This window comes from Herbiconiux sp. (assembly GCF_023264895.1).
Lineage (GTDB): Bacteria > Actinomycetota > Actinomycetes > Actinomycetales > Microbacteriaceae > Herbiconiux.
Map to the genome: position 1 here is coordinate 19,665 of NZ_JAHFUY010000033.1, position 26,074 is coordinate 45,738.

Here is a 26,074-nt window from a genome sequence, read left to right on the forward strand (position 1 = left end):
CATTATGGTGGGGGGTATGGCAGCATCACAGAAGATCTTCGGCATCGTCCTGGCCGGTGGCGAGGGCAAGCGTCTCATGCCCCTCACGGCAGATCGAGCGAAGCCCGGAGTGCCGTTCGGCGGTGGCTATCGTCTGATCGACTTCGCGCTGTCGAACCTCGTCAACTCGGGTCTCCGCCAGATCGTCGTGCTCACGCAGTACAAGTCGCACTCGCTCGACCGGCACGTCTCGCAGACCTGGCACCTCGACGGCCTGCTGAACTCCTACATCGCCTCCGTGCCCGCCCAGCAGCGGCTCGGCAAGCGCTGGTTCAGCGGCTCGGCCGACGCCATCCTGCAGTCGCTCAACCTCATCCGCGACGAGAAGCCCGACATCGTCGTCGTGGTCGGCGCCGACCACGTCTACCGCATGGACTTCGGGCAGATGATCCAGGCGCACATCGACTCCGGCAAGGGCGCGACGGTCGCGGCCATCCGCCAGCCGATCGAGCTGAGCGACCAGTTCGGGGTCATCCAGACCAGCGACGACGACCCGACGGTCATCACCGAGTTCCTCGAGAAGCCGAAGGATGCGACGGGGCTCGTCGACTCCCCCGGCGAGGTCCTCGCCTCCATGGGCAACTACATCTTCGACGCCGACCAGCTCATCGACGCGGTCATCCGCGACGGCGAGCTGCCGGGCTCCAGCCACGACATGGGCGGCGACATCATCCCCGCATTCGTGGCGGCCGGCAACGCGGCCGTCTACGACCTCAACCGCAACGACGTGCCCGGCTCGACCGACCGCGACCGCTACTACTGGCGCGACGTGGGAACGATCGACTCGTTCTACGACGCGCACCAGGACCTCATCTCGGCCCTCCCGGTCTTCAACCTCTACAACGAGAAGTGGCCGATCTACACCCAGCAGCTCAATTCGCCGCCCGCCAAGTTCGTGCGCGACAGCAAGGGCAACCCCGGGGTCACGGTGGAGTCGATCGTCTCGCTCGGCTGCCTGATCTCCGGCGCCCGCGTCGAGGGCAGCGTCGTGGGGCCGTGGACGACGGTCGATTCGGGTGCCCTCGTGCAGCAGTCGGTGCTCTTCGACCGGGTGCACATCGAACCGGACGCCGTGGTGCGTCGGGCTATCCTGGACAAGAACGTGATCGTGACGGCCGGCGCCCAGGTGGGTGTCGATGCGGAGCGCGACCGTGAACGAGGGTTCACGGTCACAGACTCGGGCATCACCGTCGTAGGCAAGGGAGTTCGCGTAGATCCATGAGCATCCTCATCGTCCTCGATGTCGACTCCACCCTCATCGAGAACGAGGTGATCGAGATGCTCGGCGACCTGGCCGGCTGCCACGCCGAGGTCGCGGAGATCACCGAGAGGGCCATGCGCGGCGAGCTCGACTTCGCCCAGAGCCTCGCCGCCCGCGTGCGGCTGCTCGAGGGCCTGCCGTCGTCGTGCTTCGACGAGGTGCGCGGCGCGATCCGGGTCACCGACGGCGTGCCCGACATGATCGCCGCCGTGCACGCTGCCGGTGGTGCTGTGGCGGTGGTGTCCGGCGGGTTCCACGAGGTGCTCGACCCGCTCGCCGAGTCGCTCGGTCTTGACCACTGGCGCGCCAACCGACTCGGTGTGGCCGACGGTCGCCTCACAGGCACGGTGTCGGGCCCCATCATCGACCCGCAGAGCAAAGCGGATGCGCTCACCGAGTGGGCGGACGCCCGCAGCATCCCGCTCTCCCGCACCGTCGCGGTGGGCGACGGGGCCAACGACCTCCGGATGATGGAGATCGCCGGCCTGTCCGTCGCCTTCCACGCCCGGCCGCTCGTGCGGGAGAACGCCGATCTGGTGATGGACGTGCGCGACCTCAGCCAGCTCCTGCCCCTGGTGGGCCTCCGCGGCTGAGGGCCGCTTCAGCGGCTCGGGGTCAGTGCCCCATGCCGAGGCCGCCGTCGACGGGGATGACGGCGCCCGTGATGTAGGCGGCGTCGTCGCCGGCGAGCCACGCGACCGCCTTCGCGACCTCGCCCGCCGAGCCGTAGCGTCCGGCCGGGATGCTCTTCTTGTACTCGGCCTGCTGCGCCTCGGGCAGCTCGGCGGTCATGTCGGTCTCGATGAACCCGGGCGCCACGACGTTGGCCGTGATCCCGCGGGCGCCGAGCTCGCGCGAGACGGAGCGGGCGAGACCCACGAGGGCGCTCTTCGAGGCGCTGTAGTTGACCTGGCCGGCCGATCCGTAGAGCCCCACGACGCTCGAGATGAGCACGATGCGGCCGAAGCGGGCCTTGAGCATGCCCTTCGAGGCGCGCTTCACCACGCGGAACGCACCCGTGAGGTTCGTGTCGATCACGCTCGTGAAGTCGTCCTCCGACATCCGCATCATCAGGGTGTCACGCGTGATGCCGGCGTTGGCCACGACGACCTCGACCGGGCCGAGCTCCTTCTCCACCTCGGTGAAGGCGGCGTCGATGGACGCGCCGTCGGTGACGTCGGCGATCACGGTGAGGGTCCCCTCCGGGCCCGTGCCCGAACGGGCGGTCACGGCGACACGGTGGCCCTGGGCCGCGAACTCCTCGGCGATGGCATAGCCGATGCCGCGGTTGCCGCCGGTGATCAGAACGGTACGGGGGGTGGTGGTGCTCACGCTGGGGTGGTCCTCACTGCTGGGCGACGGATGATCGAATACCAGCTTAGGAGCAGGAAAGCGAGCGTAGGCTAAGGGGTACATCATGAAGAGCAGCCAATCGGTCACCAGCCTCCCGCCGTCACCCGATGACGAGCGCCGGAAGCGCATGAACAAGTACCTGCTCATGATGTCGATCCGCGTGGTCTGTCTCGTGCTCATGCTCTTCGTGCAGGGCTGGTGGCTCGCGGTCGTGGCCGCCGGCGCCATCCTCCTCCCCTACTTCGCGGTGGTGCTCGGCAACGTCGGCACCTCGAGCCTCAAGCGGCACGAGCAGCCGACCGCCATCGAGGTGTACCGGCCGGCGCCGGGTTCCGAGGAGCCCCGGCCGTGATCTCGCTCGGGCTCGAGCCCTCGGCCGCCGAGTGCTCGCGGGTGAGCTGCCGCGCGGAGGGCGTCTGGCGGATCGAGTGGCGGAACCCCAAGATCCACACCGAGGACCGCCGCAAGATCTGGCTCGCCTGCGACGAGCACGTCTCCTTCCTCCGTGAGTTCCTCGCCGCCCGCGACTTCCCGCTGGAGGTCGTGCCGGCATGATGGGTTGGCGTTTCCTGCTCAGCCGCCGTTGGGCCGGCTACCTCGCGCTCACGCTCGTGTTCGCGCTGGTCTGCGTGCTGCTCGCGCTCTGGCAGCTCGCGCGCCGCGACGAGGCGGTCGCCGAGATCAATCGTGTCGCCGCCAACTTCGATGCCGAGCCCACGCCGCTCGCCGATGTGCTGCCCGAGCTCGACTTCTACGACGAGTCCGACGAGTGGCTCACGGTCTCCATGACGGGCAGCTACCTCACCGACGACCAGCTGCTCGTGCGCAACCGTCCACTCGGCGGCGATGTCGGCTTCGACGTGCTCGTGCCCTTCCAGCTCGAGAACGGCAACGTGTTCGTCGTCGACCGCGGCTGGGTCCCCACAGGCCAAGAGCAGAATGCTCCGGATGCCGTGCCGGCCGCTCCCGAGGGTACGGTCACCGTGGTCGCTCGGCTCAAGGCGGGCGAGCCCGAGCTCGCGTCGATGGGCGGACTCGGCGACGGACAGATCGGCACGATAGAGCTGCCGGTGATCGCCGATCTGCTCGATCGTCCCACCTACACGGCCGCCTACGGTCTGCTCGCGAGCGAGGATCCGGCCCCGGCGGAGCGGCCGATGGCGATGCCGAAGCCGCAGCCCGACGAGGGTGCGCACCTGTCGTACACGTTCCAGTGGTTCTGCTTCGGCGTGCTCGGCTTCGTGGGACTCGGCTACATCGTGCGCCAGGAGTTCCGCCGGCTGAACGCCGACGATCCCGAGGAGCAGGAGCGCGCGGCGGAGCGCGAGCGCAAGCGCCTCGCCCGGAAGACCGACGCGGAGGTCGAGGACGAGATCCTCGACAACCGCTGAGGCCGCGTTCGACCTCTGGTCGCGTGAAGCCGGCTCCGGCTCCGCGAGCGGCTACGCGAGCGAGATCAGGTCGGCGTAGTCCTTGTTCCAGTGGTCCTCGACGCCGTCCGGAAGGATCAGCACGCGCTCGGGGTTGAGCGCCTCCACGGCTCCCTCGTCGTGGCTCACCAGCACGACCGCACCCTCGTAGTGCGCGAGCGCATCCAGGATCTCCTCGCGGCTCGCCGGGTCGAGGTTGTTCGTCGGCTCGTCGAGCAGCAGCACGTTCGCGCCCGACACCACGATCATGGCCAGCGCGAGTCTCGTCTTCTCGCCACCCGAGAGCACTCCCGCGGGCTTGTGCCCGTCGTCGCCCGTGAACAGGAACGAGCCCAGCACGCGCCGCGCCTCGGTCTCGGTGAGGTTCGGGGAGGCCGACACCATGTTCTCGAGCACCGTGCGCTTGACGTCGATGGTCTCGTGCTCCTGGGCGTAGTAGCCGATCCGCAGCCCGTGACCGGGTTCGATGCGCCCGGTGTCGGGCTCGTCGGCCCCGCCGAGGATGCGGAGAAGAGTCGTCTTGCCGGCACCGTTCAGGCCCAGGATGACGACCTTCGATCCGCGGTCGATCGCGAGGTCGACGGCGGTGAAGATCTCGAGGGACCCGTAGCTCTTCGAGAGGTTCGACGCCATGAGCGGCGTGCGGCCGCAGGCGGCGGGCGTCGGGAACCGCAGCTTCGCCACGCGGTCGACCTCGCGCACCTCCTCGAGCCCGGAGAGCATCTTCTCGGCGCGGGCCACCATCTGGTGCGCGGCGGCGGCCTTCGAGGCCTTGGCGCCGAAGCGGGCGGCCTGCATCTGCAGCTGGGTGGCCTTCTTCTCGACGTTGACGCGCTCCTTCTTGCGGCGCTCCTCGTCGGCCTCGCGCTGGCGGAGGTAGTTGCGCCAGTTCATGTTGTAGACGTCGATGACCTGGCGGTTGGCATCCAGGTAGAACACTCGGTTCACGGTCTCGCCCACGAGCTCGATGTCGTGGCTGATCACGATGAAGCCACCGTTGTAGCTCTTCAAGAACTCGCGCAGCCACACCACGGAGTCGGCGTCGAGGTGGTTCGTCGGCTCGTCGAGGATGAGCGTCTCGGCATCCGAGAACAGGATGCGGGCGAGCTCGATGCGCCGGCGCTGACCGCCCGAGAGCGTCTTCAGCGGTTGGTCGAGGATGCGGTCGGGAAGGCTCAGGTTCGAGGCGATCGAGGCGGCCTCCGCCTCGGCCGCATAGCCGCCGAGGGCGTCGAAGCGCTCCGTGAGGTTGCCGTACTTCTTCATGGCGGCCGCACTGACCTTCGGGTCGTCGCTCGCCATCGCCATCGACGACTCGCTCATGCCCTCGAGCAGCGAGCCGAGCCCACGGGCGTTCAGGATGCGCGTGCGCGCCAGCTCCTCCGGGTCTCCAGAGCGGGGATCCTGGGGCAGGTAGCCGAGTTCGCCACTGCGGTTCACGGAGCCCGCGGCAGGCTGGAGGTCGCCCGCGAGGACCTTGGTGAGCGTGGTCTTCCCCGCGCCGTTCCGGCCCACGAGGCCGACCTTGTCGCCCGGACCGACTCGGAAGGACACGTCCTCCATGAGGGTTCGTGCGCCGACCCGGATCGCCAGGTCTGTAACGCTGAGCACAGAGAAATCCAATTCTTTCGTTGCGTTGCCACAACGCGGAGGGGTGGGGGACGTCTTCTAGTATATTTCCAGAGAAGCCGGTGGCCGACCGCTGCCCGCATCCGTGCAATCGTCGTGCATTCGTGCAGCGATCCGGCACCGAGAAGGAGACTGCATGTCCACCCTGTCCCTGGCCGCTGGCCGTCCCACCCTGGCTGACCGGCTGATCAGCCGCAGCATCCTCACCGACGTCATGCTCGTCGCCGGCGGCGCGGCCTTCGTGGGTCTCCTGGCCCAGGTCGCCATCCCGCTGTGGCCGGTGCCGATCACGGGCCAGACCCTCGCCGTGCTGCTCGTGGGCTCCACGCTCGGGGCTCTCCGCGGGGTCATCGCCATGGCGGTCTACGCAGTCGTCGGCATCGCGGGCGTCCCGTGGTTCAGCGACGCGAGCGCCGGCTGGCAGGTCGTCGCCGGCCCCACGGGCGGCTACATCATCGGCTTCATCGTGGCCGCGGGCCTCACCGGCTGGCTCGCCCAGCGCAACTGGGACCGCAAGGTGCTCGGCGCCTTCGCCTCCTTCACCGCAGGCACCGTCATCACGTTCGCGGTGGGCCTCCCCTGGCTCGCCGCCTCCCTCGGCCTCACCCTCGAGCAGACTCTCCAGGCCGGCCTCTACCCCTTCATCCTCGGCGGCATCATCAAGGCCCTCCTCGCGGCCGGCATCATCCCCCTCGCCTGGAAGCTCACCTCCCGCCCCAAGAACTAGCCTCCGCCAGTTCAGACTCGCACACGTCGCGGCCACTGACTCCTCCGGGAGCTCAGCAGCCGCGACGTTTGCGTTTTCGAACAGCATCACGGGCGCACGACCAATCCGGCTCGATGGTGTCGCCCTGCCCACCGATGCTCTCCACGTGCCACGAGCCCCCGTACGACGTCGAGCACCAGCTCCGGCTCGAACATCACTTGCGCGTAGCTGAGCCGCAGCACGAGGTAGCCGCGTTCCACGAGCGCGAGATCCCGCCGCTTGTCGTCGGCGAACGACCGCGCGTCGGAGTGCCACTCACGCCCGTCCGTCTCGATGACGAGCCGCTCACCCACCACGAGGTCGACCCGCCCCACGCCGCTGATCCTCACCTGAAGCTGTACGCCGATCCCGACCGAGCGCAGCAGCAACCGCACGTGGGTCTCCAGCCCGGATTCGGCTCGAGGGTCCGCGCGGTCGAGGAGTGAGGCGTAGCGCACAGGAAGGCCTCGCAACACTTCTTCGAGCCGGCGCCGGGAGGAGAGCCCCAGATGGAGCACGGAGTCGAGAGTCGCCACCGCGTCTCGCGACGACTGGCAGACCGTCGCATGCGCCACAGCCCATTCGGTGGAGTCGACGCCCCCGACAGCGGGTGCGAGCTCGGAGAGCGGATGCGAGCGATGCAGCACGAGGCTCGGCGACGGGCCCGGCAGGTGCGCGTAGCGCCGAACCCGGACATGCCTCCGCGCATCCGGACTCGCCCAGACACCTCGGGCTTCAAGCGCAGACACGCAGCTGAGCGTGCCACCGGCACGAACCGCCTCCAGAGCACCCGGCGGCGCTCCGCTTGGCAGCGCGACCCACCCGTGGCGCACACGGATGAGCGAGCCCACCCGCACGCTGCGGGACACCTCAGCTGCGGGTACGCCCTGAAGTGCGAGCTCCCGGCACGACGCCACGCCGCCGAGGCCGGCGACGAGAGCGGCTGCGGATGACATGCCCCCCACGTTGCCCCACGGCTCGGCGACTCGGTCACCGTGCAGCAGATCAGTGGAACGCCCGCCTCCGATCGCTCGATGTGCAGGAGTGGATGGCACCGTTCAGAAACGCAAACGTCGCGGCATCCGTGCCCTCAAGGAGGGCGGATACCGCGACGTTTGCGCTTCTGAACGAGCGAGCGTCAGATGGAGAAGCCGAGGGCGCGCATCATGTCGCGGCCGTCGTCGGTGATCTTCTCGGGCCCCCACGGCGGCATCCACACCCAGTTGATGCGGAACTGGTCGACGACGCCGTCGAGCGCCTCCGCCGTCTGCTCCTCGAGCACGTCGGTGAGCGGGCAGCCGGCCGACGTCAGCGTCATGCTGATGACGAGCGCGTCCTGCTCCGCATCCCAGCCGAGGTCGTAGATGAGGCCCAGGTCGACGATGTTCACGCCGAGCTCCGGGTCCATGACGTCTTTGAGCGCTTCCTCGATCTGGTCGTAGCGCGTCGGTTCGAGTGTCGTGACCATTTCGTTATTCTACGTTCGCGCCGGTGAGAAAGCGATCGTAGCCTTCGTTCTCGAGCCGCACGGCGAGCTCGGGCCCGCCCTGCTCGGCCACGCGGCCGGCCACGAACACGTGCACGAAGTCGGGCTTCACGTAGCGCAGGATGCGGTTGTAGTGCGTGATGAGCAGCACACCGAGCCCGGTGGTCTCCTTGGCACGGTTGACGCCCTCGGACACGATCTTCAGCGCATCCACGTCGAGCCCGGAGTCGGTCTCGTCGAGCACCGCGAACTTGGGCTTCAGCAGCTCGAGCTGCAGGATCTCGTGGCGCTTCTTCTCGCCGCCCGAGAAGCCCTCGTTGACGTTGCGCTCCCGGAAGGTCCTGTCCATGCGGAGGGCCGTCATGGAGGAGTCGAGGTCCTTGATCCAGCTGCGGATGGGAGGGGCCTCGCCGTCGAGCGCGGTCTTCGCGGTGCGGAGGAAGTTCGACACCGAGACGCCGGGGATCTCGACCGGGTACTGCATCGCGAGGAAGAGGCCGGCGCGAGCGCGCTCGTCGACCGACTTGTCGAGCATCTCCTCGCCGTCGAGCTGCACGGAGCCGCCCGTGACCTGGTACTTGGGGTGCCCGGCGATCGCGTAGGCGAGCGTCGACTTGCCGGAGCCGTTCGGGCCCATGATGGCGTGGGTCTCGCCCTCGCCGATCGTGAGGTCGACGCCGCGCAGGATCTGCTTGGTCCCCTGCTCGGTCTCGACGCTCACGTGGAGGTCTTCGATCTTCAGAACAGACATGCTAGTCAATCACTTTCGTCACGGTCGGGTCGATGTAGATGTCCCCGTCGATGATCTCGATCGAGAACACGGGGACGGGCTCGTAGGCCGGCAGCGTGAGCGGCTTGCCGGTCTCGAGCGAGAACTTGGAGCCGTGGGCCCAGCACTCGAGGGTGTCATCCTCCACGAAGCCCTCGGCGAGCGAGATGTCGCCGTGTGTGCAGGTGTCGCCGATGGCGTGGCACTCCCCCGCGCTGTCCTTCACCAGGGCGATCGCGACGCCGCCCACCACGACGCGGAGCGCCTGGTTGACCGGCACGTCCTCGAACGCGCACACCTTCTCGGCCACGGCTACTGCACCAGCGCCGAGGCGCGCACGGCCTCGGCCTGCACGAGCTCGGCCTCGACGGCCGCGGAGAGCCGCTCCTCGAGGGCGGGCGAGCCGATCTCATTGATGATCTCGGCCAGGAAGCCGCGCACGACGAGACGACGCGCCTCCTCCTCGGAGATGCCGCGCGACTGCAGGTAGAAGAGCTGCTCGTCGTCGAACCGGCCGGTCGAGGAGGCGTGTCCGGCACCCTGGATGTTGCCGGTCTCGATCTCGAGGTTCGGGATGCTGTCGGCGCGCGTGCCCTCGGAGAGCACGAGGTTGCGGTTCTGCTCGTAGCTGTCGGTGCCGTCGGCGTGCGGGCCGATCAGCACGTCGCCCACCCAGACGGTGTGCGCGCCCTTGCCCTGCAGAGCGCCCTTGTAGTTCACCCGGCTGCGCGTGTTGGCGGCCTGGTGGTCGATGTACGGGCGCTGCTCGAAGTACTGACCCGCGTCGGCGAAGTACAGGCCGAACGAGTCGATCGAGGCGCCCTGCGACACGAGGTGCACCGAGGGGTTCACCCGCACGACCGAGCCGCCGAGCGACACGATCACGTGGCGGAGGTTCGCATCGCGGCCCACTCGCGCGAAGTGGGAGGAGAGGTGGAGTGCCTCGTCGTCCCATTCCTGCACGGTCACGACCGTGAGCTGGGCGTTGTCGCCCACCACGATCTCGACGTTCTCGGTGAGGTTCGCCGATCCGTGGTGCTCGAGGATGACGACGCCCTTGCTGTTCGGCGCCGCCTCGATCACCACGTGGGCTGCACGGGGCGTCGATCCGAAGCGGTCACGTCGCACCACGAGCTCGGCAGCGTCTTCACCGGTCACGGAGATGTGCAGCACCTTCTCCACGGCGGCCCAGGCGTTCGCCGCCGCCCTGTCCTCCGGCACGCCGGCGGTGCCGACGACCGGGGCGGAGGGTTCGATCCAGTCCACCGCGGTGCCTGCCGACTCCGAGTAGGTGAACGCCGTCGGCGATCCGTCGAGCGCACCCTCGGTGAGGTGTTTGACGCGAGCCAGCGGAATGAACTTCCACTCGAACTCGAGGCCGGTGACGGCCGGGAAGTCCGTGACGGAGGTGGAGGCGAGGCGCTCCGACCGGGTCTGGACGGGAACGAAAGCGGGTGAGGCGAGGGCCATGTTCAGCCTACGGATCCTTCCATGCCCATCTCGATGAGCTTGTTGAGTTCGAGTGCGTACTCCATCGGCAGCTCCCGGGCGATCGGCTCGATGAAGCCGCGCACGATCATGGCCATCGCCTCGTCTTCGGGAAGACCGCGCGACATCAGGTAGAACAGCTGCTCCTCGGAGACCTTCGAGACCGTGGCCTCGTGACCGAGCTGCACGTCGTCGACCCGGATGTCGATGGCCGGGTAGGTGTCCGAGCGCGAGATGGTGTCGACCAGCAGGGCGTCGCAGCGCACGGTGTTGGCCGAGTGGTGCGCGTTCTCGGCGACCCGGATCTCGCCGCGGTAGCCCGCGCGCCCACCGCCTCGGGCGATCGACTTGGAGACGATCGAGGACTGCGTGTACGGAGCCATGTGGATCATCTTCGCGCCGGCATCCTGGTGCTGGCCGGGGCCCGCGAAGGCCACCGAGAGCGTCTCGCCCTTGGCCCGCTCGCCCACGAGGTAGATCGAGGGGTACTTCATGGTGACCTTGGAGCCGATGTTGCCGTCGATCCACTCCATCGTCGCGCCCTCGTGGGCGATGGCCCGCTTGGTGACGAGGTTGTAGACGTTGTTCGACCAGTTCTGGATGGTCGTGTAGCGCACACGGGCGTTCTTCTTGACGATGATCTCGACCACGGCGGAGTGCAGCGAGTCGCTCTTGTAGATCGGTGCCGTGCAGCCCTCGATGTAGTGCACGTACGAGCCCTCGTCGGCGATGATCAGCGTGCGCTCGAACTGACCCATGTTCTCCGTGTTGATGCGGAAGTAGGCCTGCAGCGGGATCTCGACGTGCACGCCGGGCGGCACGTAGACGAACGATCCGCCCGACCAGACGGCCGTGTTGAGCGCGGCGAACTTGTTGTCGCCCGAGGGGATGACAGTGCCGAAGTACTCGGTGAAGAACTCGGGGTGCTCGCGGAGCGCGGTGTCCGTGTCCATGAAGATGACGCCCTGGGCCTCGAGGTCTTCGCGGATCTGGTGGTAGACCACCTCGGACTCGTACTGCGCGGCCACGCCGGAGACGAGGCGCTGGCGCTCCGCCTCGGGGATGCCGAGCTTCTCGTACGTGTTCTTGATGTCGTCGGGCAGGTCGTCCCAGGTCTGGGCCTGCTTCTCCGTGGAGCGCACGAAGTACTTGATGTTGTCGAAGTCGATGCCCGAGAGGTCGGCGCCCCAGGTGGGCATGGGCTTGCGGCCGAAGATCTGAAGGGCCTTGAGGCGCGTCTTCAGCATCCACTCCGGCTCGTTCTTGAGCTCCGAGATGTTCGACACCACGGCCTCGTTGATGCCGCGTTTGGCCGTGGCACCGGCGGTGTCGGAATCGGACCAGCCGAATTCGTAGACTCCGAGGTTCTCGAGTTCCGGACGGTCGATGAGTACGTCAGACATGACTGTCTCCCTTCCTTACTGTGCAACCTGGAGGAGGTCTCCGACATTCCATAGTCGCATCGAACTATCTGCCGATGCCGGGACTCTGTGCAGATGTCCGGACTAGGTGCGGATCGGGTGTCGGGCGGAACTAGGCGTGATGGGCGGGTTCCTGAGTCTTCATTGTATACGGCCCGGGAGCGCTGGGGGCCCAGAGATGCGGATGCACATCCAGCAGCACCCGGAGGACGCCCACCCAGACCAGCGCCGAGCCGAGCAGGTGCAGCACGACCATCCACTCCGGGAGCTCTGTCAGCGCCTGCACCACGCCCAGCACGGCCTGCAGCACGACGACCACCACGAAGGTGAGGGCGCGGCGGCGGGCGAGGGCTGCGCCGGGGATGCGGGCGACCGCTACGAGGAGCACGACCCCGAGCACGAGCACGAGCGTGCCGAGCACGCCGTGCGCGATGGCCACATGCTCCCAGACGAACGCCATCCGGGGCACGTCGGCGGAGTCGCCCGCGTGAGGGCCGGTGCCGGTCACGAGGGTGCCGACGACGATGAGCACGGCGGTGGCGGCCACGAGCACCCAGGCCAGGATGCCGACGGGGCGCGGGAAGACCGCCTCGGCGCCCTGCGCGCGGTGCGCCCGGTGCCAGGTGAGCGTGGTGGTCGTGAGCAGGGCGATCGCCATCAGGAAGTGCATGGCGACGACCCAGGGGTTGAGCTCGGTCAGCACGGTCACTCCCCCGGCGACAGCGTTCGCGACCACGAGCCAGAACTGCGACCAGGCGAGCCGCGTCATGCTCCGCACGCGGGGCTTCTGCAGGCGGGCCGCCACGATCGCCCAGCCGACGGCGGCGATCAGCACGCCGGTGAGGGCGCGGTTGGCGAACTCGATGAAGCCGTGGATGCCGAGCTCGGGGGTCGTGGTGAGCGATCCGTCGTCGCAGGCCGGCCAGGTGGGGCAGCCGAGGCCGGAACCGGTGACGCGCACGACGCCGCCGGTGATGATGATGAGGATGCTCACGACGAGCGCAGCCGTCGTGCCCCAGCGGAGGGCACGGGGCGAGAGGGTGACGCGGTCGGCGAGCCAGCTGAAGGGGGTCTGCATTCGGGACCCCTTACAGCGGGAGGATCGTGACCAGCGGGTCGATCGCGACCGCGAGGAAGATGAGCGTGAGGTAGGTGATCGAGCCGTGGAAGACGCGCATCGGCTTGATCGAGAGGTCGCGGATCGACCGGCTGTACAGGCGGTGCGACTCGTAGAGGAACCACGCTCCCGCGATCACGGCGGTGGCCGAGTAGATGAGGCCCATGTGGCCGACCGGGATCAGCAGCAGCGAGCACGCCACCATGGCCCAGGCGTAGAGCACGATCTGGAGGCCCACGACGACCCGGCCGCGCACCACGGCGAGCATCGGCACCCCGGCGGTCTTGTAGTCGGCGCGGTACTTCATCGACAGCGGCCAGTAGTGCGGCGGGGTCCAGAGGAAGATGATGCCGAAGAGGATCAGCGCCTCCCACGACAGCGAGTTCGTGACGGCCGCCCAGCCGATCAGCACGGGCATGCAGCCAGCCGTGCCGCCCCAGACGATGTTCTGCGGGGTGCGGCGCTTTAGCACGAGCGTGTAGAGGAGCACGTAGATGAGGATCGCGACGAGCGAGAGCGAGGCGGCCAGCAGGTTGGTGAAGACGGCGAGCCAGGCGATCGAGATGACGCCGAGGGCCCAGGCGAAGACGAGCGCCTCGCGATCCGTGAGCACACCGGTGACGAGTGGACGCTTCGAGGTGCGGTCCATCACGCGGTCGATGTCGCGGTCGAAGTAGCAGTTGAACGCGCCGGCGCTGCCCGCGGAGAGCGCGCCGCCGATGAGCGTAGCGAAGACCAGCCAGAGGTTCGGGATGCCCTGCTGGGCCAGGATCATCACCGGGACGGTGGTCACCAGGAGGAGCTCGATCACCCGCGGTTTGGTCAGCGCGACATACGCCTTGACCTTCTCCATCGGGCTGATCCGCCGATGCTCGACCCGGCCGTCAACCGCTACGTCCATTACTCCTCATTACCTGCACAGAAAGATCCCGTGCACAAGTCTATTCGATCGAAGCGGCGGCCCCTGTCGGCGTCGATATGATTGTCGCGGATCGGTTCCGCTTCTGAGGAGCCGCAATCGAGAAGGGTCCAACACCTCGTGGCTTCACTCCAATGGGAACCCATTGACGACCAGGCGGTCACCACCGCCAAGATCCTCGCGGCCGACGCCGTCGAGAAGGTGGGCAACGGCCACCCCGGCACCGCGATCAGCCTCGCGCCGGCGGCCTACCTCCTGTTCCAGAAGGTCATGCGCAAAGACCCCCGTGACCAGCACTGGCTCGGGCGCGACCGCTTCATCCTCTCGGTCGGTCACTCCTCGCTCACGCAGTACATCCAGCTCTACCTCGGCGGCTACGGCCTCGAGCTCGACGACCTCAAGGCGCTCCGTACCTGGGGATCGCTGACGCCCGGCCACCCCGAGTACGGCCACACCGACGGTGTCGAGATCACGACCGGCCCGCTCGGCCAGGGCCTCGCGTCCTCCGTGGGCTTCGCCTACGCGCAGCGCTTCGAGCGCGGTCTGTTCGATCCGGATGCCGCACCCGGCACGAGCCCGTTCGACCACCACACCTACGTGATCGCCGGGGACGGCGACATGCAGGAGGGCGTCACCAGCGAGGCCTCCTCGCTCGCCGGCCACCAGCAGCTCGGCAACCTGATCGCGATCTACGACTCCAACCAGATCTCGATCGAGGACGACACCAACATCGCCTTCACCGAAGACGTGAAGGCCCGCTACGAGGCCTACCACTGGCACGTGCAGATCGTCGACTGGAAGAAGACGGGCCAGTACGTCGAAGACGTGCACGCGCTCTACGAGGCGATCGAGGCCGCCAAGGCCGAGACGTCGAAGCCGTCGCTGATCATCCTCAAGACGATCATCGGCTGGCCGAGCCCGAAGAAGCAGAACACCGGCAAGATCCACGGCTCAGCGCTCGGCGCCGACGAGCTCAAGGGCCTCAAGGAGGTGCTCGGCGCAGATCCCGAGCAGTCCTTCGTGGTGGCCGAGGAGATCATCGAGCACACCCGCGGCGCGATCGCCAAGGGCGCCGAGGAGCGTGCCGAGTGGCAGAAGGGCTTCGACGCCTGGGCCGCCGCCAACCCCGAGAAGAAGGAGCTGCTCGACCGCCTCGAGGCCGGCGAGCTCCCCGCCGGCCTCGCCGACGCGCTCCCCGTGTTCGAGCCCGGCAAGGACGTCTCGACCCGTGCCTCTTCCGGCAAGGTCATCAACTCCCTCGCGCCGCTGCTCCCCGAGTTCTGGGGCGGCTCGGCCGACCTGGCGGAGTCGAACAACACCACGATCGAGTCGGCCGCGTCGTTCGTGCCCTCCGAGCACTCCACCCACGAGTGGACCGGCAACCCCTACGGCCGCGTGCTGCACTTCGGCATCCGCGAGCACGCCATGGGCTCGATCCTGAACGGCATCGTGCTGCACGGCAAGACCCGCCCGTTCGGCGGCACCTTCCTCATCTTCAGCGACTACATGCGCCCCGCGGTGCGTCTGGCCGCCCTCATGAAGGTGCCCTCGGTGTTCGTCTGGACCCACGACTCCGTCGCCCTCGGCGAAGACGGCCCCACGCACCAGCCGATCGAGCAGCTGTGGTCGCTCCGCGCGATCCCGGGGCTCGACGTCGTGCGTCCCGCCGACGCGAGCGAGGTGGGCCACGCGTGGCTCACCATCCTCGGCCGCCGTCACAACCCGGCCGGCATCGCGCTGACCCGCCAGAACATCCCGGTGTACGAGCGCGGCGACGGCGAGGCCTCCGGTGAGGTCTTCGCGTCGGCGAGCAACGTCTCGAAGGGCGCCTACGTGCTCGCCGAGGCGCCGAACGGCACGCCCGACGTGATCTTCATCGCGACCGGCTCCGAGGTGCACCTGGCCGTCGAGGCGCGGGAGATCCTGAAGGGCGAGGGCATCAACGCCCGCGTCGTCTCGGCTCCCTCGCTCGAGTGGTTCGAGGAGCAGTCCGACGAGTACAAGGAGCACGTGCTCCCCGCGGCCGTCAAGGCGCGCGTCTCGATCGAGGCCGGCATCGGCCTCGGCTGGCGCCACTACGTCGGCGACGCCGGACGCATCGTCTCGATCGAGCACTTCGGTGCCTCGGCCGACTACAAGACCCTGTTCCGCGAGTTCGGCATCACGACAGAGGCGGCCGTCGAAGCCGCAAAGACCTCGCTGGCCGCGCTCTAGCGCCGGCCGACAGACACACTTTCTAGGAGAAGAACAATGACCGAATCCACTCAGAAGCTCTCCGACGTCGGCGTCAGCATCTGGCTCGACGACCTGTCGCGCGAGCGCATCTCCTCGGGCGGGCTGCAGAAGCTCATCGCCGAGAAGAACGTCGTGGGCGTCACCACGAACCCCACGATCTTCGCCGCGGCTCTCGCCAAGGGCGAGTCGTACAGCGAGCAGGTCTCCACGCTGGCCAAGGCCGGCACGGATGTCACGAGCGCCGTCTTCGAGATCACGACCGACGACGTGGCCGCCGCGAGCGACATCTTCAAGCCGATCTACGACGAGACCAAGGGCTTCGACGGCCGTGTCTCGATCGAGGTCGAGCCCGGTCTCGCGCACGACGCCGCGGGAACGTTCGAGCAGGCCAAGGCGCTCCACGCCAAGGTCGACCGCGAGAACGTGCTCATCAAGATCCCCGCCACGGTGGAGGGCCTCGAGGCCATCACGAACACCATCGGCGAGGGCATCTCGGTGAACGTGACGCTCATCTTCTCGCTCGAGCGCTACCGCGACGTCATCAACGCCTACCTCGCCGGCCTCGAGAAGGCCAAGGAGGCGGGCCACGACCTGTCGAAGATCCACTCCGTCGCCTCCTTCTTCGTGTCGCGCGTCGACACCGAGATCGACAAGCGCCTCAACGAGATCGGCACCGACGAGGCGCTCGCGCTCAAGAGCAAGGCGGGCGTGGCCAACGCCCAGCTCGCCTACGAGGTGTGGACCCAGGCGTTCGCCACCGAGCGCGCCCTCGTGCTGCTCGAGGCCGGCGCCAACACCCAGCGTCCGCTCTGGGCCTCGACCGGTGTGAAGGACCCGAGCGTTCCCGACACCACCTACGTCGTCGAGCTCGCCGCCCCCAGCGTCGTCAACACGATGCCGGAGAAGACCCTCGACGCCCTCGCCGACCACGGCGTGGTCACCGGCGACACCATCGCCCACAGCTACGCCGAGGCCAACAAGGTGCTCGACGCCATCGGTGCCCTCGGAATCTCGTACGCCGAGGTCACCGAGCTGCTCGAGAAGGAGGGCGTGGAGAAGTTCATCGTCTCCTGGAACGAGCTGCTCGACACCGTGACGGCCGCCCTGAAGGCTGCCGAGTGACCGTATCGATCCACGTCTCCGGAGACGCCAGGACGGCCGTCCAGACGCACGTACCGCGTCTGGTGGCCGACCTGGTCGCCTCCGGGATCACGGCCGAGAACCCCTCCCTCTGGGGTCCGGCCGCCGAGGCCGAGGCGTCCAAGCGCCTCGGCTGGGTCGAGGCGGTGGCCGTCTCACGGCCGCTCGTCGCCGAGGTCGCCGCGCTCCGCGAGGAGTTCCTGGCGGCCGGCATCGACCACGTCGTGCTCGCGGGCATGGGCGGATCGTCGCTGGCCCCCGAGGTCATCACCAGGACCGCCGGTGTCGAGCTCACCATCCTCGACTCGACCGCCCCGGGGCAGCTCCGCGCCGCCCTCGCCGACCGCCTCGAGACCACCGTGCTCGTCGCGTCGTCGAAGTCCGGCGGCACCCTCGAGACCGACAGCCAGCGCCGGGCCTACGAGAGCGCCTTCCGCGCGGCGGACATCGACCCCGCGTCGCGGATCGTGATCGTGACCGATCCCGGTTCGCCGCTCGAGGAGCTCGCCACCGCGGCGGGCTACCGCACGTTCCTGGCCGACCCCGACGTGGGCGGCCGCTACTCGGCGCTCACCGCGTTCGGCCTCGTGCCGTCCGGCCTCGCCGGTGCCGACATCGGCGAGCTGCTCGACGAGGCGGAGGCCAGTTCCCTCAATCTCGCCGAGGACGGCTCCGACAACGTCGGTCTGATCCTCGGTGCCGCCCTGGCGGGCACGTCGCCCCTTCGCGACAAGGTCGCCATCGTGGCTGACGGAACCCACATCGTGGGCTTCGCCGACTGGGCCGAGCAGCTGATCGCCGAGTCGACCGGCAAAGACGGGAAGGGTCTCCTCCCCGTCGTGCTCGACACCGACTCCCCCGAGCTCACCGAGGGTCTCGCCGACGTGCAGATCGTCCGTCTCGTGGCGAACGCGGGTGAGCACCACCTGCGCGAGCGCCACCCCGGTGAGGTGCTCGTGAGCGGCACGCTCGGTGCGCTCCTCCTCACCTGGGAGTACGCGATCGCGGTGGCCGGGCGTCTGCTCGGCATCGACCCGTTCGACCAGCCCGACGTCGAGTCGGCGAAGGAGGCCGCCCGCGGACTCCTCGACGACCGGCCCGAGCCCGTCTCCCCCGCGTTCGTCGAGGGCGGCATCGAGGTGCGCGGCACCCCGAGTGGGCTCACCGCGGCAGGCACGCTGGCCGGAGCCGTCGAGGCGCTCCTCGCCTCGCTGCCGGCCACGGGCTACGTCGCCGTCATGGCGTACGTCGACCGCCTCGAGCTGCCGCAGCTCGCCGAGCTCCGCGACCTGCTCGCGAAGCGGTCCGGCCGGCCCGTCACGTTCGGCTGGGGCCCTCGCTTCCTGCACTCGACCGGTCAGTACCACAAGGGCGGACCGGCCGACGGGGTGTTCCTGCAGATCACGGCCGATGCGGCCGACGACCTCGAGATCCCCGACCGTCCGTTCACCTTCGGCCAGCTCATCCAGGCCCAGGCCGCCGGCGACGCCGGTGTCCTCGCCGAGCACGGCCGGCCCGTGCTGCGACTGAACCTGACCGAGGCCACCGCCCAGGTCCCCACGCTCCTCGACGCGCTGCGCTGATCGAGACGCGCCGTGCACGACTACGACACGAACGACAACTAGGAGTTCCATGCCTCCCGTTGAGATAACGCCGGAGTACAACCCGCTGAGGCTCCCGACGGACCGCCGACTGAACCGGATCGCGGGGCCCTCCGGCCTCGTCATCTTCGGTGTCACCGGCGACCTGTCGCGCAAGAAGCTCATGCCCGCCGTCTACGACCTCGCCAGCCGGGGTCTCCTGCCGCCCGGATTCTCGCTGATCGGGTTCGCCCGGCGCGACTGGGAGGACCAGGATTTCGAGCGTGTCGTGCACGACTCGGTCAAGGAGCACTCCCGCACCCCGTTCGACGAGGACGTGTGGCGCCAGCTCTCCGAGGGCATCCGCTTCGTCTCGGGCGAGTTCGACGACGACAACGCCTTCGAGCAGCTGAAGACGACGATCGCTGAGCTCGACCGCGATCGAGGGACGATGGGCAACTACGCCTTCTACCTCTCGATCCCGCCGAAGGCGTTCCCGCTCGTCACCGAGCAGCTCCGTCGCTCGGGTCTCGCCGACCAGCAGGAGGACCGCTGGCGCCGGGTCGTGATCGAGAAGCCGTTCGGCAGCGACCTGAAGACGGCGATCGAGCTGAACGACGTGGTCGAGTCGGTCTTCCCGCCGGACTCGGTGTTCCGGATCGACCACTACCTCGGCAAGGAGACGGTCCAGAACATCCTGGCGCTGCGCTTCGCCAACCAGCTCTACGAACCCATCTGGAACGCCAACTACGTCGACCACGTGCAGATCACGATGGCCGAGGACATCGGGGTGGGCGGCCGGGCCGGCTACTACGACGGCATCGGTGCGGCGCGAGACGTCATCCAGAACCACCTCCTGCAGCTCCTGGCGCTCACCGCCATGGAGGAGCCGATCTCGTTCGACGCCGCCGATCTGCGTGCCGAGAAGGAGAAGGTGCTCGCCGCCGTCACGCTGCCCGAGGATCTCGGCACGGTGACGGCCCGCGGGCAGTACTCCGGGGGATGGCAGGGCGGCGAGAAGGTGCTCGGCTTCCTCGAGGAGGACGGCATGAACCCCGAGTCGACCACCGAGACCTACGCGGCCGTGCGACTCGACATCGCGACCCGCCGCTGGTCGGGCGTGCCGTTCTACCTGCGGGCGGGCAAGCGCCTCGGGCGCCGCGTCACCGAGATCGCGGTCGTCTTCAAGCGCGCCCCCCAGTACCTCTTCGCCGAGAGCCAGACGTCGGAGCTCGGGCAGAACGCCCTGGTCATCCGCGTGCAGCCGGACGAGGGTGTGACGATCCGCTTCGGCTCCAAGGTGCCGGGTGCGGGAGTCCAGGTGCGCGATGTCACGATGGACTTCGGCTACGGTCACGCCTTCACCGAGGCGAGCCCGGAGGCCTACGAGCGACTCATCCTCGACGTGCTGCTCGGCGACCCGCCGCTGTTCCCCCGCCAGAAGGAGGTCGAGCTCTCCTGGAAGATCCTCGACCCGATCGAAGAGTACTGGGTGACGCAGGGTCAGCCCGAGCAGTACCGCCCCGGAACCTGGGGGCCCAGCTCGGCCGATGAACTGCTCGCCCGCGACGGAAGAACCTGGAGACGCCCGTGATCGTCGATCTGCCTGACACCACGACGAGCAAGATCTCGAAATCGCTCGTCAAGATCCGCGAGGAGGGCGGCGCCGTGGCTCTCGGCCGCGTGCTGACCCTCGTGATCGTGACCTCGCTCGGCGAGGAGGAGGACGCCATCGAGGCGGCCAACGACGCCTCCCGTGAGCACCCCATGCGCGTGATCGTGGTCTCCACCGACCAGGAGAACGACGGCCTGAGCACCGGCCGCGGCGCGCGGCTCGACGCCCAGATCCGGGTCGGCGGAGACGCCGGCGCGAGCGAGGTCATCGTGCTCCGCGCCTACGGTGCGGCCGCGAGCGACCAGGAGGGGCTCGTCACCGGGCTCCTGCTCTCCGACGCCCCCGTCGTGGTCTGGTGGCCCGGTGCCGCTCCGGAGGACGTGTCGACCTCCGACCTCGGGCGCATCGCCACCCGCCGCATCACCGACTCGTCGAACCAGCGCAACCCCTACGAGGCGCTCCTGAGTCGAGCACGCACGTACGCGCCGGGCGACACCGACTTCGCCTGGACGAGGCTGACCCTGTGGCGCGCCCAGCTCGCCGCGGTGCTCGACCAGCCGCCCTACGAGCCGGTCACGGCGATCGAGGTCTCCGGCGCATCCGACTCGCCCTCGACGTTGCTGCTCGCGGCGTGGCTGCGGCACCAGCTGCAGGTGCCCGTGAAGTACGGGCTGCTCGCGCGCGCCAACGGCTCGAGCGGCATCCACGGCGTCACGCTCACCCGAGAGCACGGCCCGATCGAGCTCGTGCGCGAGGTGCTCAACGTGGCCAAGCTCAGCCAGCCCAACCAGCCCACGCACGACCTCTCGCTCCCCCGCCGCAACCTCCGGGACTGCCTGGCAGAGGAGCTGCGACGGCTCGATCCGGACGACCTGTATGGTGAAGTCATCGTCCAAGGTCTCGCCGAACTCCTGGAATCGGATCCCGCATGACAACTGATCGCCGTGTGCTCGTCCATCCCGACAAGGAGTCCCTGGCCGGCTCCGTGGCGGCCCGTTTCATCACGAAGGTGATCGACATCCTCGACGAGTTCGACGAGGCGAACATCGTGCTGACGGGGGGCACGATGGGGAGCGCGGTGCTCGCGGCGATCCGCTCGTCGCCGGCCGCGCAGACCATCGACTGGTCGCGCATCAGCTTCTGGTGGGGCGACGAGCGGTTCGTGCCGAAGGGCGACGCCGACCGCAACGACCTGCAGGCCCGCGAGGCCCTGCTCGACCACGTGCCGGTCGACCCCGCCAAGGTGCACGCGTTCCCGGCCTCCGACGAGATCGCCGATCTCGACGAGGCGGCCCGGGTCTACGCACGTGAGCTCGCGGACGCCGCCCCGGAAGGGGCGGACTACCCACGCTTCGACATCATGTTCCTCGGTGTCGGACCGGACGGCCACATCGCGTCGCTGTTCCCCGGCCACGGTGAGATCCGGATCACGGATGCCACGGTGGTGCCGATGCGCGACTCCCCCAAGCCGCCGCCGCTCCGCCTCAGCCTGACGCTTCCCGTCATCCAGTCGGCCGACCGCATCTGGATGGTGCTGGCCGGTGCCGACAAGGCCTCCGCCATCGGTCTCGCCCTCGCGGGTGCGAGCACCGACGAGGTGCCGGTCGCCGGAGCTCAGGGCCGCAAGCGCACGGTCTTCTTCGTCGACCAGGAGGCTGCGGCCGAGGTTCCCGAGTCGCTCATCGCGCCCTCGTACTGATCGCGACGACCACCAACGCCGAAGGGGCCGTTCTCACATCACAGTGAGAACGGCCCCTTCGGGTTGTGCGGGAGGCTCGGCCTAGGAGGCGGTGGTGCCGCGACGCTCGCGGAGCTGCTGCAGAGCGTCTTCGAGAAGCTGCTCCGCCTCCTTCTCCGTGCGGCGCTCCTTCACGTAGGCGAGGTGCGTCTTGTAGGGCTCGAGCTTGGTGACCGACGGCGGGTTCGCCTTGTCACGACCGGCCGGCAGCCCCGAGGCGGGGCAGTCGATGGTCTCGGGGATCTCGTCGTCGGGCAGGTTCGCCGCGAAGTACCGCACGGTCTCGTTGCCGAGGGCATCCCAGTACGAGACCTGGATGCGATCGGCGTGGAAGCCGCGATCCTGCTCGCCCATGGGGCCGGCGCCTACGCGCGATCCGCGGATCGCACTTCCTCCTGATGCCATGACTGCTGTCCCTTCCGGGCCTAGAGGCCGGAGTCGAATTTCGTGATGAGACCGAGGATGACGATGCTCGACACCCAGATCAGTCCCAGGATGACGGTGATGCGGTTCAGGTTGCGCTCCGCGACGCCCGAGGCGCCGAGGTTCGACGTGACACCGCCACCGAACATGTCGGAGAGCCCACCGCCGCGACCCTTGTGCAGAAGGATGAGAAGGGTCAGGAGCAGGCTCGTGATGCCGAGAATCACCTGGAGGACGACCTGAAGGATTTGCACTGCTTGCCTTTCACATGCCGGAGAGAGCGGGTCGCTCCCCCGAAGACCAGAGGTAAGTCTACACTCCGACGTGCTTCTGGTAGCGCACGATCGCGGCGAACTCCGCGATGTCGAGGCTCGCACCGCCCACGAGCGCTCCGTCGACGTTGGGCTCGCGCATGAAGCCGGCGATGTTGCCCGACTTCACCGAGCCGCCGTAGAGGATGCGGGTGGCGGCCGCCGCGTCGGCGCTGAGGCTCTCGGCGACGACGGCGCGGAGGGCCGCACCGACCGTCTCGGCCTGCTCGGGGGTGGCGGCCTGGCCGGAGCCGATGGCCCAGACGGGCTCGTACGCCACGACGACGTCGGCATCCGCCTTGAGGCCCTCGAGGGCGACCTTGAGCTGGGCGACGGGCACGGCGCTCTGGCCGTGCTTCTCGAGGTCTTCGGCGGTCTCGCCCACGCAGATGACGGGGACGAGGCCGTGCGTGATGGCGGCCTTGACCTTCGCGGCGACGATCTCGTCGGTCTCGCCGTGCATCGTGCGCCGCTCGGAGTGTCCGATGATGACGTACTTCGCGTCGAGCTGGGCCAGGAACTGGCCCGAGATCTCACCCGTGTAGGCGCCGGAGTCGTGTGCCGAGACATCCTGCCCGCCGTAGGCGAGCGAGAGCTTGTCGGCGGCCACGAGGGTCTGCACAGAGCGGAGGTCGGTGAACGGCGGGAAGATGGCGACCTCGACCGAGTCGAAATCGTGCTTCGCGTCTTCGAGCGACCAGGCGAGCTTCTGCACGAAGGCGATCGACTGCAGGTGGTCGAGGTTCATCTTCCAGTTGCCGGCGATGAGGGGTGTGCGCTTCAGGACCATCCGAGGACCTCCAGGCCAGGGAGGCGCTTGCCCTCGAGGAACTCGAGACTGGCACCGCCTCCGGTTGAGATGTGACCGAACTGGTCGTCGGTGAAGCCGAGGGCACGGACCGCTGCGGCCGAGTCTCCCCCGCCCACCACGCCGAGACCCCCGTGCTCGGGAGAAGAGGCCTCGGTGAGTGCTTGTGCGACCGCCTTGGTGCCCGCGGCGAAGGGCTCGAGCTCGAAGACGCCCATGGGGCCGTTCCAGAACACGGTCTTCGAGGAGGCGATGATCTCGGCGAAGGCCTTCGCGGTCTCCGGTCCGATGTCGAGGCCGAGACCGGAGGCGCCGAACGCGGTCTTCTCGATCGAGTCGGCCGCGGTCACCTCGATCTCGGCGTCGGCGCCGAACTTCGAGGCCACGACGACATCGGTGGGCAGCACGATCGTGACGCCGAGCTCGTCGGCCTTCGCGAGATAGCCGCGCACGGTGTCGAGCTGGTCCTCCTCGAGGAGGCTCGATCCGACCTCGTGGCCCTGGGCCTTGAGGAACGTGAAGAGCATGCCGCCGCCGATCAGCAGCGTGTTGACGCGCGGCAGCAGGTGGCCGATGACTCCGAGCTTGTCGGAGACCTTCGATCCGCCGAGCACCACCGTGTAGGGGCGCTCGGGGTTCTCGGTGAGCCGGTCGAGCACGTCGAGCTCCGTCTGGATGAGGAGGCCGGCCGCGCTCGGCAGCAGTTCGGCGAGGTCGTAGACGCTCGCCTGCTTGCGGTGCACCACGCCGAATCCGTCGGAGACGAAGGCGTCTCCGAACGCGGCGAGCTGCTCGGCGAATCCGCGACGCTCCGACTCGTCCTTGCTGGTCTCCCCCGGGTTGAAGCGGAGGTTCTCGAGCAGGGCGATCTCCCCGTCGCCGAGGCCGGCGACCACGTCCTTCGCCTCCTGGCCCACCGTGTCGTGCGCGAACGCGACAGGTGCGCCGAGGAGCTCGGAGAGGCGCTCGGCGACCGGGGCCAAGGAGTACTTGGCCTCGGGCGCGCCGTCGGGCCGGCCGAGGTGGCTGACCACGACGACCTTGGCGCCCTGCTCGAGCAGGGCGGAGAGGGTGGGAAGGCTCGCGCGCACGCGCCCATCGTCGGTGATGACCCCGTCCTTGACAGGAACGTTGAGGTCACACCGGACGATGACGCGCTTGCCTGCGAGCGATCCGAGGGTGTCGAGAGTGCGGAGCGTCACGGATTCGCTTTCGAGAGGTTCGGGCTACAGCCGGTCGGCGACGTACTCGGTGACGTCGACAAGGCGGTTGGAGTAGCCCCACTCGTTGTCGTACCACGACGCGACCTTGACCTGGTTGCCGATGACCTTGGTGAGGCCGGCGTCGAAGATCGAGGAGTGCGGGTCGGAGACGATGTCGCTCGAGACGATCGGGTCCTCGGTGTAGCTGAGGATGCCCTTGAGGTCGCCCTCGGCGGCGTTCTTGTACGCCTCGTTGATCTGCTCGACCGTGGCCGGGTTCGTCAGCTCGACGGTGAGGTCGGTGATCGAACCGGTCGGGACCGGAACGCGCAGCGCGTAGCCGTCGAGCTTGCCGACGAGCTCCGGGATGACGAGGCCGAGGGCCTTCGCCGCACCGGTCGAGGTGGGGATGATGTTCGCGGCGGCCGCGCGGGCACGACGGAGGTCGCTGTGCGGGCCGTCCTGCAGGTTCTGGTCGGCGGTGTACGCGTGGACCGTGGTCATCAGGCCGCGCTCGATGCCGAAGTTGTCGAGCAGCACCTTGGCGAGCGGCGCGAGGCAGTTCGTGGTGCACGAGGCGTTGGAGATGATGTCGTGCTGGGCGGGGTCGTAGGTGCCCTCGTTCACGCCGAGCACCAGGGTGGCGACGTCGGATCCGGTGGCCGGGGCCGAGACGATGACCTTCTTGGCGCCGGCGGTGATGTGCGCACGGGCGTCGTCGGACTTGGTGAAGCGGCCGGTCGACTCGATGACGATGTCGACGCCCAGCTCGCCCCAGGGGAGGTCGGCGGGGTTGCGCTCGGCGAGCACGATGATCGGCTTGCCGTTGACGACGATCTTGTCGCCGTCGAGCTCGACCTTGGCGTCGAGGCGGCCGGTGATCGAGTCGTACTTCAGCAGGTGCGCGAGCGCCTTGTTGTCGGTGAGGTCGTTGACGGCGACGATCTCGAGGTCGCTGCCCTTGGCGAGGGCGGCGCGGAAGAAGTTCCGACCGATGCGGCCGAAGCCGTTGATTCCGATCTTTACGGACACAGATTGCTCCTGTTGCTGGGGCCCGGTGGGGCGGTGTGGTGGGGTAGCTGCGGAGGAGGATGCGGGGCTCGACGTCTGACGCGGGCCCCGTCATCCAGCGTCGCTATGACAGTACCAGCAGGCCTTCGGTCTTGGTGCGGGCGGCCGTGAGGCGCTCGGCGACGTTCTGCCAGTTAGCGATGTTCCAGACGGCCTTGATGTAGTCGGCGCGGACGTTGAGGTAGTCGAGGTAGTAGGCGTGCTCCCAGACGTCGAGCATGAAGAGGGGGATGACGCCGAAGGGCACGTTGGACTGCTGGTCGAAGAGCTGGAAGACGGTGAGGTTGCCGCCGA

28 protein-coding genes are annotated in these 26,074 nt (G+C 68.4%); 12 read left to right on the forward strand and 16 right to left on the reverse strand.

What is annotated here, in order from left to right:
• Positions 1 to 16 precede the first annotated feature (16 nt).
• Positions 17 to 1,261, forward strand: coding sequence for a glucose-1-phosphate adenylyltransferase (locus Q0D57_RS07605; protein ID WP_291040722.1), 1,245 nt, complete (start codon positions 17 to 19; stop codon positions 1,259 to 1,261).
• The gene (gene serB, locus Q0D57_RS07610) at positions 1,258 to 1,893 is read left to right on the forward strand and encodes a phosphoserine phosphatase SerB (protein WP_291040726.1); all 636 of its coding nucleotides are present in this window, start codon (positions 1,258 to 1,260) and stop codon (positions 1,891 to 1,893) included. Before Q0D57_RS07605 ends, serB begins: the two co-directional genes overlap by 4 nt.
• Positions 1,894 to 1,915: 22 nt before the next feature.
• Here the strand turns inward: serB and Q0D57_RS07615 are convergent, their stop codons facing one another.
• Positions 1,916 to 2,632, reverse strand: coding sequence for a beta-ketoacyl-ACP reductase (locus tag Q0D57_RS07615; RefSeq protein ID WP_291040728.1), 717 nt, complete (start codon positions 2,630 to 2,632; stop codon positions 1,916 to 1,918).
• Between the two features lie 85 nt (positions 2,633 to 2,717).
• On the opposite strand from Q0D57_RS07615, the gene Q0D57_RS07620 reads away from it, so the two are divergent.
• The 3 genes from Q0D57_RS07620 to Q0D57_RS07630 are packed head-to-tail and all read left to right on the forward strand — an operon-like array spanning position 2,718 to position 4,044.
• A complete protein-coding gene (locus tag Q0D57_RS07620; protein WP_259530415.1) occupies positions 2,718 to 3,005 on the forward strand; it encodes a DUF3099 domain-containing protein in 288 nt (95 codons plus the stop codon).
• Positions 3,002 to 3,208 (forward strand): hypothetical protein, encoded by a 207-nt coding sequence (locus Q0D57_RS07625; RefSeq protein ID WP_291040814.1) that lies wholly within the window; start codon positions 3,002 to 3,004, stop codon positions 3,206 to 3,208. Before Q0D57_RS07620 ends, Q0D57_RS07625 begins: the two co-directional genes overlap by 4 nt.
• Positions 3,205 to 4,044, forward strand: coding sequence for an SURF1 family protein (locus Q0D57_RS07630; RefSeq protein ID WP_291040732.1), 840 nt, complete (start codon positions 3,205 to 3,207; stop codon positions 4,042 to 4,044). Before Q0D57_RS07625 ends, Q0D57_RS07630 begins: the two co-directional genes overlap by 4 nt.
• A 51-nt stretch (positions 4,045 to 4,095) precedes the next feature.
• Here Q0D57_RS07630 and Q0D57_RS07635 read toward each other — a convergent pair whose 3' ends face one another.
• Entirely contained in the window at positions 4,096 to 5,694 is a 1,599-nt protein-coding gene (locus Q0D57_RS07635) for an ABC-F family ATP-binding cassette domain-containing protein (protein WP_259530418.1), read from the reverse strand.
• 154 nt (positions 5,695 to 5,848) lie between these two features.
• Here Q0D57_RS07635 and Q0D57_RS07640 point away from each other — a divergent pair, with 154 nt between their 5' ends.
• Complete coding sequence (locus Q0D57_RS07640; RefSeq protein ID WP_291040737.1) at positions 5,849 to 6,439, forward strand: biotin transporter BioY; 591 nt, start codon at positions 5,849 to 5,851, stop codon at positions 6,437 to 6,439.
• Between the two features lie 86 nt (positions 6,440 to 6,525).
• On the opposite strand, the gene Q0D57_RS07645 is transcribed toward Q0D57_RS07640, so the two are convergent.
• The 8 genes from Q0D57_RS07645 to Q0D57_RS07680 all read right to left on the reverse strand — a co-directional run bounded on the left by Q0D57_RS07645 (position 6,526) and on the right by Q0D57_RS07680 (position 13,639).
• A complete protein-coding gene (locus Q0D57_RS07645; protein ID WP_291040750.1) occupies positions 6,526 to 6,993 on the reverse strand; it encodes a DUF559 domain-containing protein in 468 nt (155 codons plus the stop codon).
• Between the two features lie 602 nt (positions 6,994 to 7,595).
• A complete protein-coding gene (locus Q0D57_RS07650; RefSeq protein WP_259530421.1) occupies positions 7,596 to 7,925 on the reverse strand; it encodes a metal-sulfur cluster assembly factor in 330 nt (109 codons plus the stop codon).
• 4 nt (positions 7,926 to 7,929) lie between these two features.
• On the reverse strand, positions 7,930 to 8,694 hold the full coding sequence (gene sufC / locus Q0D57_RS07655; RefSeq protein ID WP_291040757.1) for a Fe-S cluster assembly ATPase SufC: 765 nt from the start codon (positions 8,692 to 8,694) through the stop codon (positions 7,930 to 7,932).
• 1 nt (position 8,695) lies between these two features.
• On the reverse strand, positions 8,696 to 9,022 hold the full coding sequence (locus Q0D57_RS07660; protein ID WP_291040760.1) for a non-heme iron oxygenase ferredoxin subunit: 327 nt from the start codon (positions 9,020 to 9,022) through the stop codon (positions 8,696 to 8,698).
• Positions 9,023 to 9,024: 2 nt separating this feature from the next.
• Entirely contained in the window at positions 9,025 to 10,182 is a 1,158-nt protein-coding gene (gene sufD, locus Q0D57_RS07665) for a Fe-S cluster assembly protein SufD (RefSeq protein WP_291040763.1), read from the reverse strand.
• Positions 10,183 to 10,184: 2 nt separating this feature from the next.
• The gene (gene sufB, locus Q0D57_RS07670; protein ID WP_291040766.1) at positions 10,185 to 11,603 is read right to left on the reverse strand and encodes a Fe-S cluster assembly protein SufB; all 1,419 of its coding nucleotides are present in this window, start codon (positions 11,601 to 11,603) and stop codon (positions 10,185 to 10,187) included.
• A 130-nt stretch (positions 11,604 to 11,733) separates the two neighbouring features.
• The gene (locus tag Q0D57_RS07675) at positions 11,734 to 12,699 is read right to left on the reverse strand and encodes a COX15/CtaA family protein (protein WP_291040769.1); all 966 of its coding nucleotides are present in this window, start codon (positions 12,697 to 12,699) and stop codon (positions 11,734 to 11,736) included.
• Positions 12,700 to 12,709: 10 nt separating this feature from the next.
• Complete coding sequence (locus tag Q0D57_RS07680; protein ID WP_291040772.1) at positions 12,710 to 13,639, reverse strand: heme o synthase; 930 nt, start codon at positions 13,637 to 13,639, stop codon at positions 12,710 to 12,712.
• 138 nt (positions 13,640 to 13,777) lie between these two features.
• Between Q0D57_RS07680 and tkt the strand changes: the two genes are divergently transcribed.
• From tkt to pgl, 6 genes are read left to right on the forward strand one after another with little or no spacing between them, the layout of a single operon-like run.
• The gene (gene tkt / locus Q0D57_RS07685) at positions 13,778 to 15,871 is read left to right on the forward strand and encodes a transketolase (RefSeq protein WP_291040775.1); all 2,094 of its coding nucleotides are present in this window, start codon (positions 13,778 to 13,780) and stop codon (positions 15,869 to 15,871) included.
• Between the two features lie 36 nt (positions 15,872 to 15,907).
• Positions 15,908 to 17,014 (forward strand): transaldolase, encoded by a 1,107-nt coding sequence (gene tal / locus Q0D57_RS07690; protein ID WP_291040785.1) that lies wholly within the window; start codon positions 15,908 to 15,910, stop codon positions 17,012 to 17,014.
• On the forward strand, positions 17,011 to 18,615 hold the full coding sequence (locus tag Q0D57_RS07695; RefSeq protein WP_291040788.1) for a glucose-6-phosphate isomerase: 1,605 nt from the start codon (positions 17,011 to 17,013) through the stop codon (positions 18,613 to 18,615). The genes tal and Q0D57_RS07695 overlap by 4 nt, the downstream gene beginning before the upstream one ends.
• A 49-nt stretch (positions 18,616 to 18,664) precedes the next feature.
• Positions 18,665 to 20,206, forward strand: a complete 1,542-nt coding sequence (gene zwf, locus Q0D57_RS07700) for a glucose-6-phosphate dehydrogenase (protein WP_259530431.1) — start codon at positions 18,665 to 18,667, stop codon at positions 20,204 to 20,206.
• Positions 20,203 to 21,159 (forward strand): glucose-6-phosphate dehydrogenase assembly protein OpcA, encoded by a 957-nt coding sequence (locus tag Q0D57_RS07705; protein WP_291040791.1) that lies wholly within the window; start codon positions 20,203 to 20,205, stop codon positions 21,157 to 21,159. Before zwf ends, Q0D57_RS07705 begins: the two co-directional genes overlap by 4 nt.
• Positions 21,156 to 21,926 carry a 6-phosphogluconolactonase gene (gene pgl, locus Q0D57_RS07710; protein WP_291040793.1) on the forward strand — a complete coding sequence of 257 codons (771 nt, stop codon included), beginning with the start codon at positions 21,156 to 21,158 and terminating at the stop codon, positions 21,924 to 21,926. Before Q0D57_RS07705 ends, pgl begins: the two co-directional genes overlap by 4 nt.
• A gap of 81 nt (positions 21,927 to 22,007) precedes the next feature.
• On the opposite strand, the gene Q0D57_RS07715 is transcribed toward pgl, so the two are convergent.
• The 6 genes from Q0D57_RS07715 to Q0D57_RS07740 all read right to left on the reverse strand — a co-directional run.
• On the reverse strand, positions 22,008 to 22,370 hold the full coding sequence (locus Q0D57_RS07715; protein ID WP_291040795.1) for an RNA polymerase-binding protein RbpA: 363 nt from the start codon (positions 22,368 to 22,370) through the stop codon (positions 22,008 to 22,010).
• A gap of 20 nt (positions 22,371 to 22,390) precedes the next feature.
• Positions 22,391 to 22,642, reverse strand: a complete 252-nt coding sequence (secG, locus tag Q0D57_RS07720; RefSeq protein ID WP_259530435.1) for a preprotein translocase subunit SecG — start codon at positions 22,640 to 22,642, stop codon at positions 22,391 to 22,393.
• Between the two features lie 58 nt (positions 22,643 to 22,700).
• Entirely contained in the window at positions 22,701 to 23,489 is a 789-nt protein-coding gene (tpiA, locus tag Q0D57_RS07725; RefSeq protein ID WP_291040798.1) for a triose-phosphate isomerase, read from the reverse strand.
• Positions 23,480 to 24,709 carry a phosphoglycerate kinase gene (locus Q0D57_RS07730; protein ID WP_291040801.1) on the reverse strand — a complete coding sequence of 410 codons (1,230 nt, stop codon included), beginning with the start codon at positions 24,707 to 24,709 and terminating at the stop codon, positions 23,480 to 23,482. The genes tpiA and Q0D57_RS07730 overlap by 10 nt, the downstream gene beginning before the upstream one ends.
• A gap of 24 nt (positions 24,710 to 24,733) precedes the next feature.
• Complete coding sequence (gap, locus tag Q0D57_RS07735) at positions 24,734 to 25,741, reverse strand: type I glyceraldehyde-3-phosphate dehydrogenase (RefSeq protein WP_291040804.1); 1,008 nt, start codon at positions 25,739 to 25,741, stop codon at positions 24,734 to 24,736.
• A gap of 103 nt (positions 25,742 to 25,844) precedes the next feature.
• The coding region (locus Q0D57_RS07740) for a Fe-Mn family superoxide dismutase (protein ID WP_291040807.1) at positions 25,845 to 26,074 on the reverse strand (230 nt) is incomplete at its 5' end.

Excerpts from the sequence above, each read along its gene's own strand:
- sufC (WP_291040757.1), bottom strand. The coding sequence starts at position 8,694 with ATGTCTGTTCTGAAGATCGAAGACCTCCACGTGAGCGTCGAGACCGAG.
- Q0D57_RS07620 (WP_259530415.1), top strand. The coding sequence starts at position 2,718 with ATGAAGAGCAGCCAATCGGTCACCAGCCTCCCGCCGTCACCCGATGAC.
- sufB (WP_291040766.1), bottom strand. The coding sequence starts at position 11,603 with ATGTCTGACGTACTCATCGACCGTCCGGAACTCGAGAACCTCGGAGTC.
- Q0D57_RS07605 (WP_291040722.1), top strand. The coding sequence starts at position 17 with ATGGCAGCATCACAGAAGATCTTCGGCATCGTCCTGGCCGGTGGCGAG.
- pgl (WP_291040793.1), top strand. The coding sequence starts at position 21,156 with ATGACAACTGATCGCCGTGTGCTCGTCCATCCCGACAAGGAGTCCCTG.
- sufD (WP_291040763.1), bottom strand. The coding sequence starts at position 10,182 with ATGGCCCTCGCCTCACCCGCTTTCGTTCCCGTCCAGACCCGGTCGGAG.
- Q0D57_RS07680 (WP_291040772.1), bottom strand. The coding sequence starts at position 13,639 with ATGGACGTAGCGGTTGACGGCCGGGTCGAGCATCGGCGGATCAGCCCG.
- zwf (WP_259530431.1), top strand. The coding sequence starts at position 18,665 with ATGCCTCCCGTTGAGATAACGCCGGAGTACAACCCGCTGAGGCTCCCG.
- tal (WP_291040785.1), top strand. The coding sequence starts at position 15,908 with ATGACCGAATCCACTCAGAAGCTCTCCGACGTCGGCGTCAGCATCTGG.
- Q0D57_RS07675 (WP_291040769.1), bottom strand. The coding sequence starts at position 12,699 with ATGCAGACCCCCTTCAGCTGGCTCGCCGACCGCGTCACCCTCTCGCCC.
- Q0D57_RS07650 (WP_259530421.1), bottom strand. The coding sequence starts at position 7,925 with ATGGTCACGACACTCGAACCGACGCGCTACGACCAGATCGAGGAAGCG.
- Q0D57_RS07630 (WP_291040732.1), top strand. The coding sequence starts at position 3,205 with ATGATGGGTTGGCGTTTCCTGCTCAGCCGCCGTTGGGCCGGCTACCTC.
- tpiA (WP_291040798.1), bottom strand. The coding sequence starts at position 23,489 with ATGGTCCTGAAGCGCACACCCCTCATCGCCGGCAACTGGAAGATGAAC.
- Q0D57_RS07715 (WP_291040795.1), bottom strand. The coding sequence starts at position 22,370 with ATGGCATCAGGAGGAAGTGCGATCCGCGGATCGCGCGTAGGCGCCGGC.
- serB (WP_291040726.1), top strand. The coding sequence starts at position 1,258 with ATGAGCATCCTCATCGTCCTCGATGTCGACTCCACCCTCATCGAGAAC.
- Q0D57_RS07640 (WP_291040737.1), top strand. The coding sequence starts at position 5,849 with ATGTCCACCCTGTCCCTGGCCGCTGGCCGTCCCACCCTGGCTGACCGG.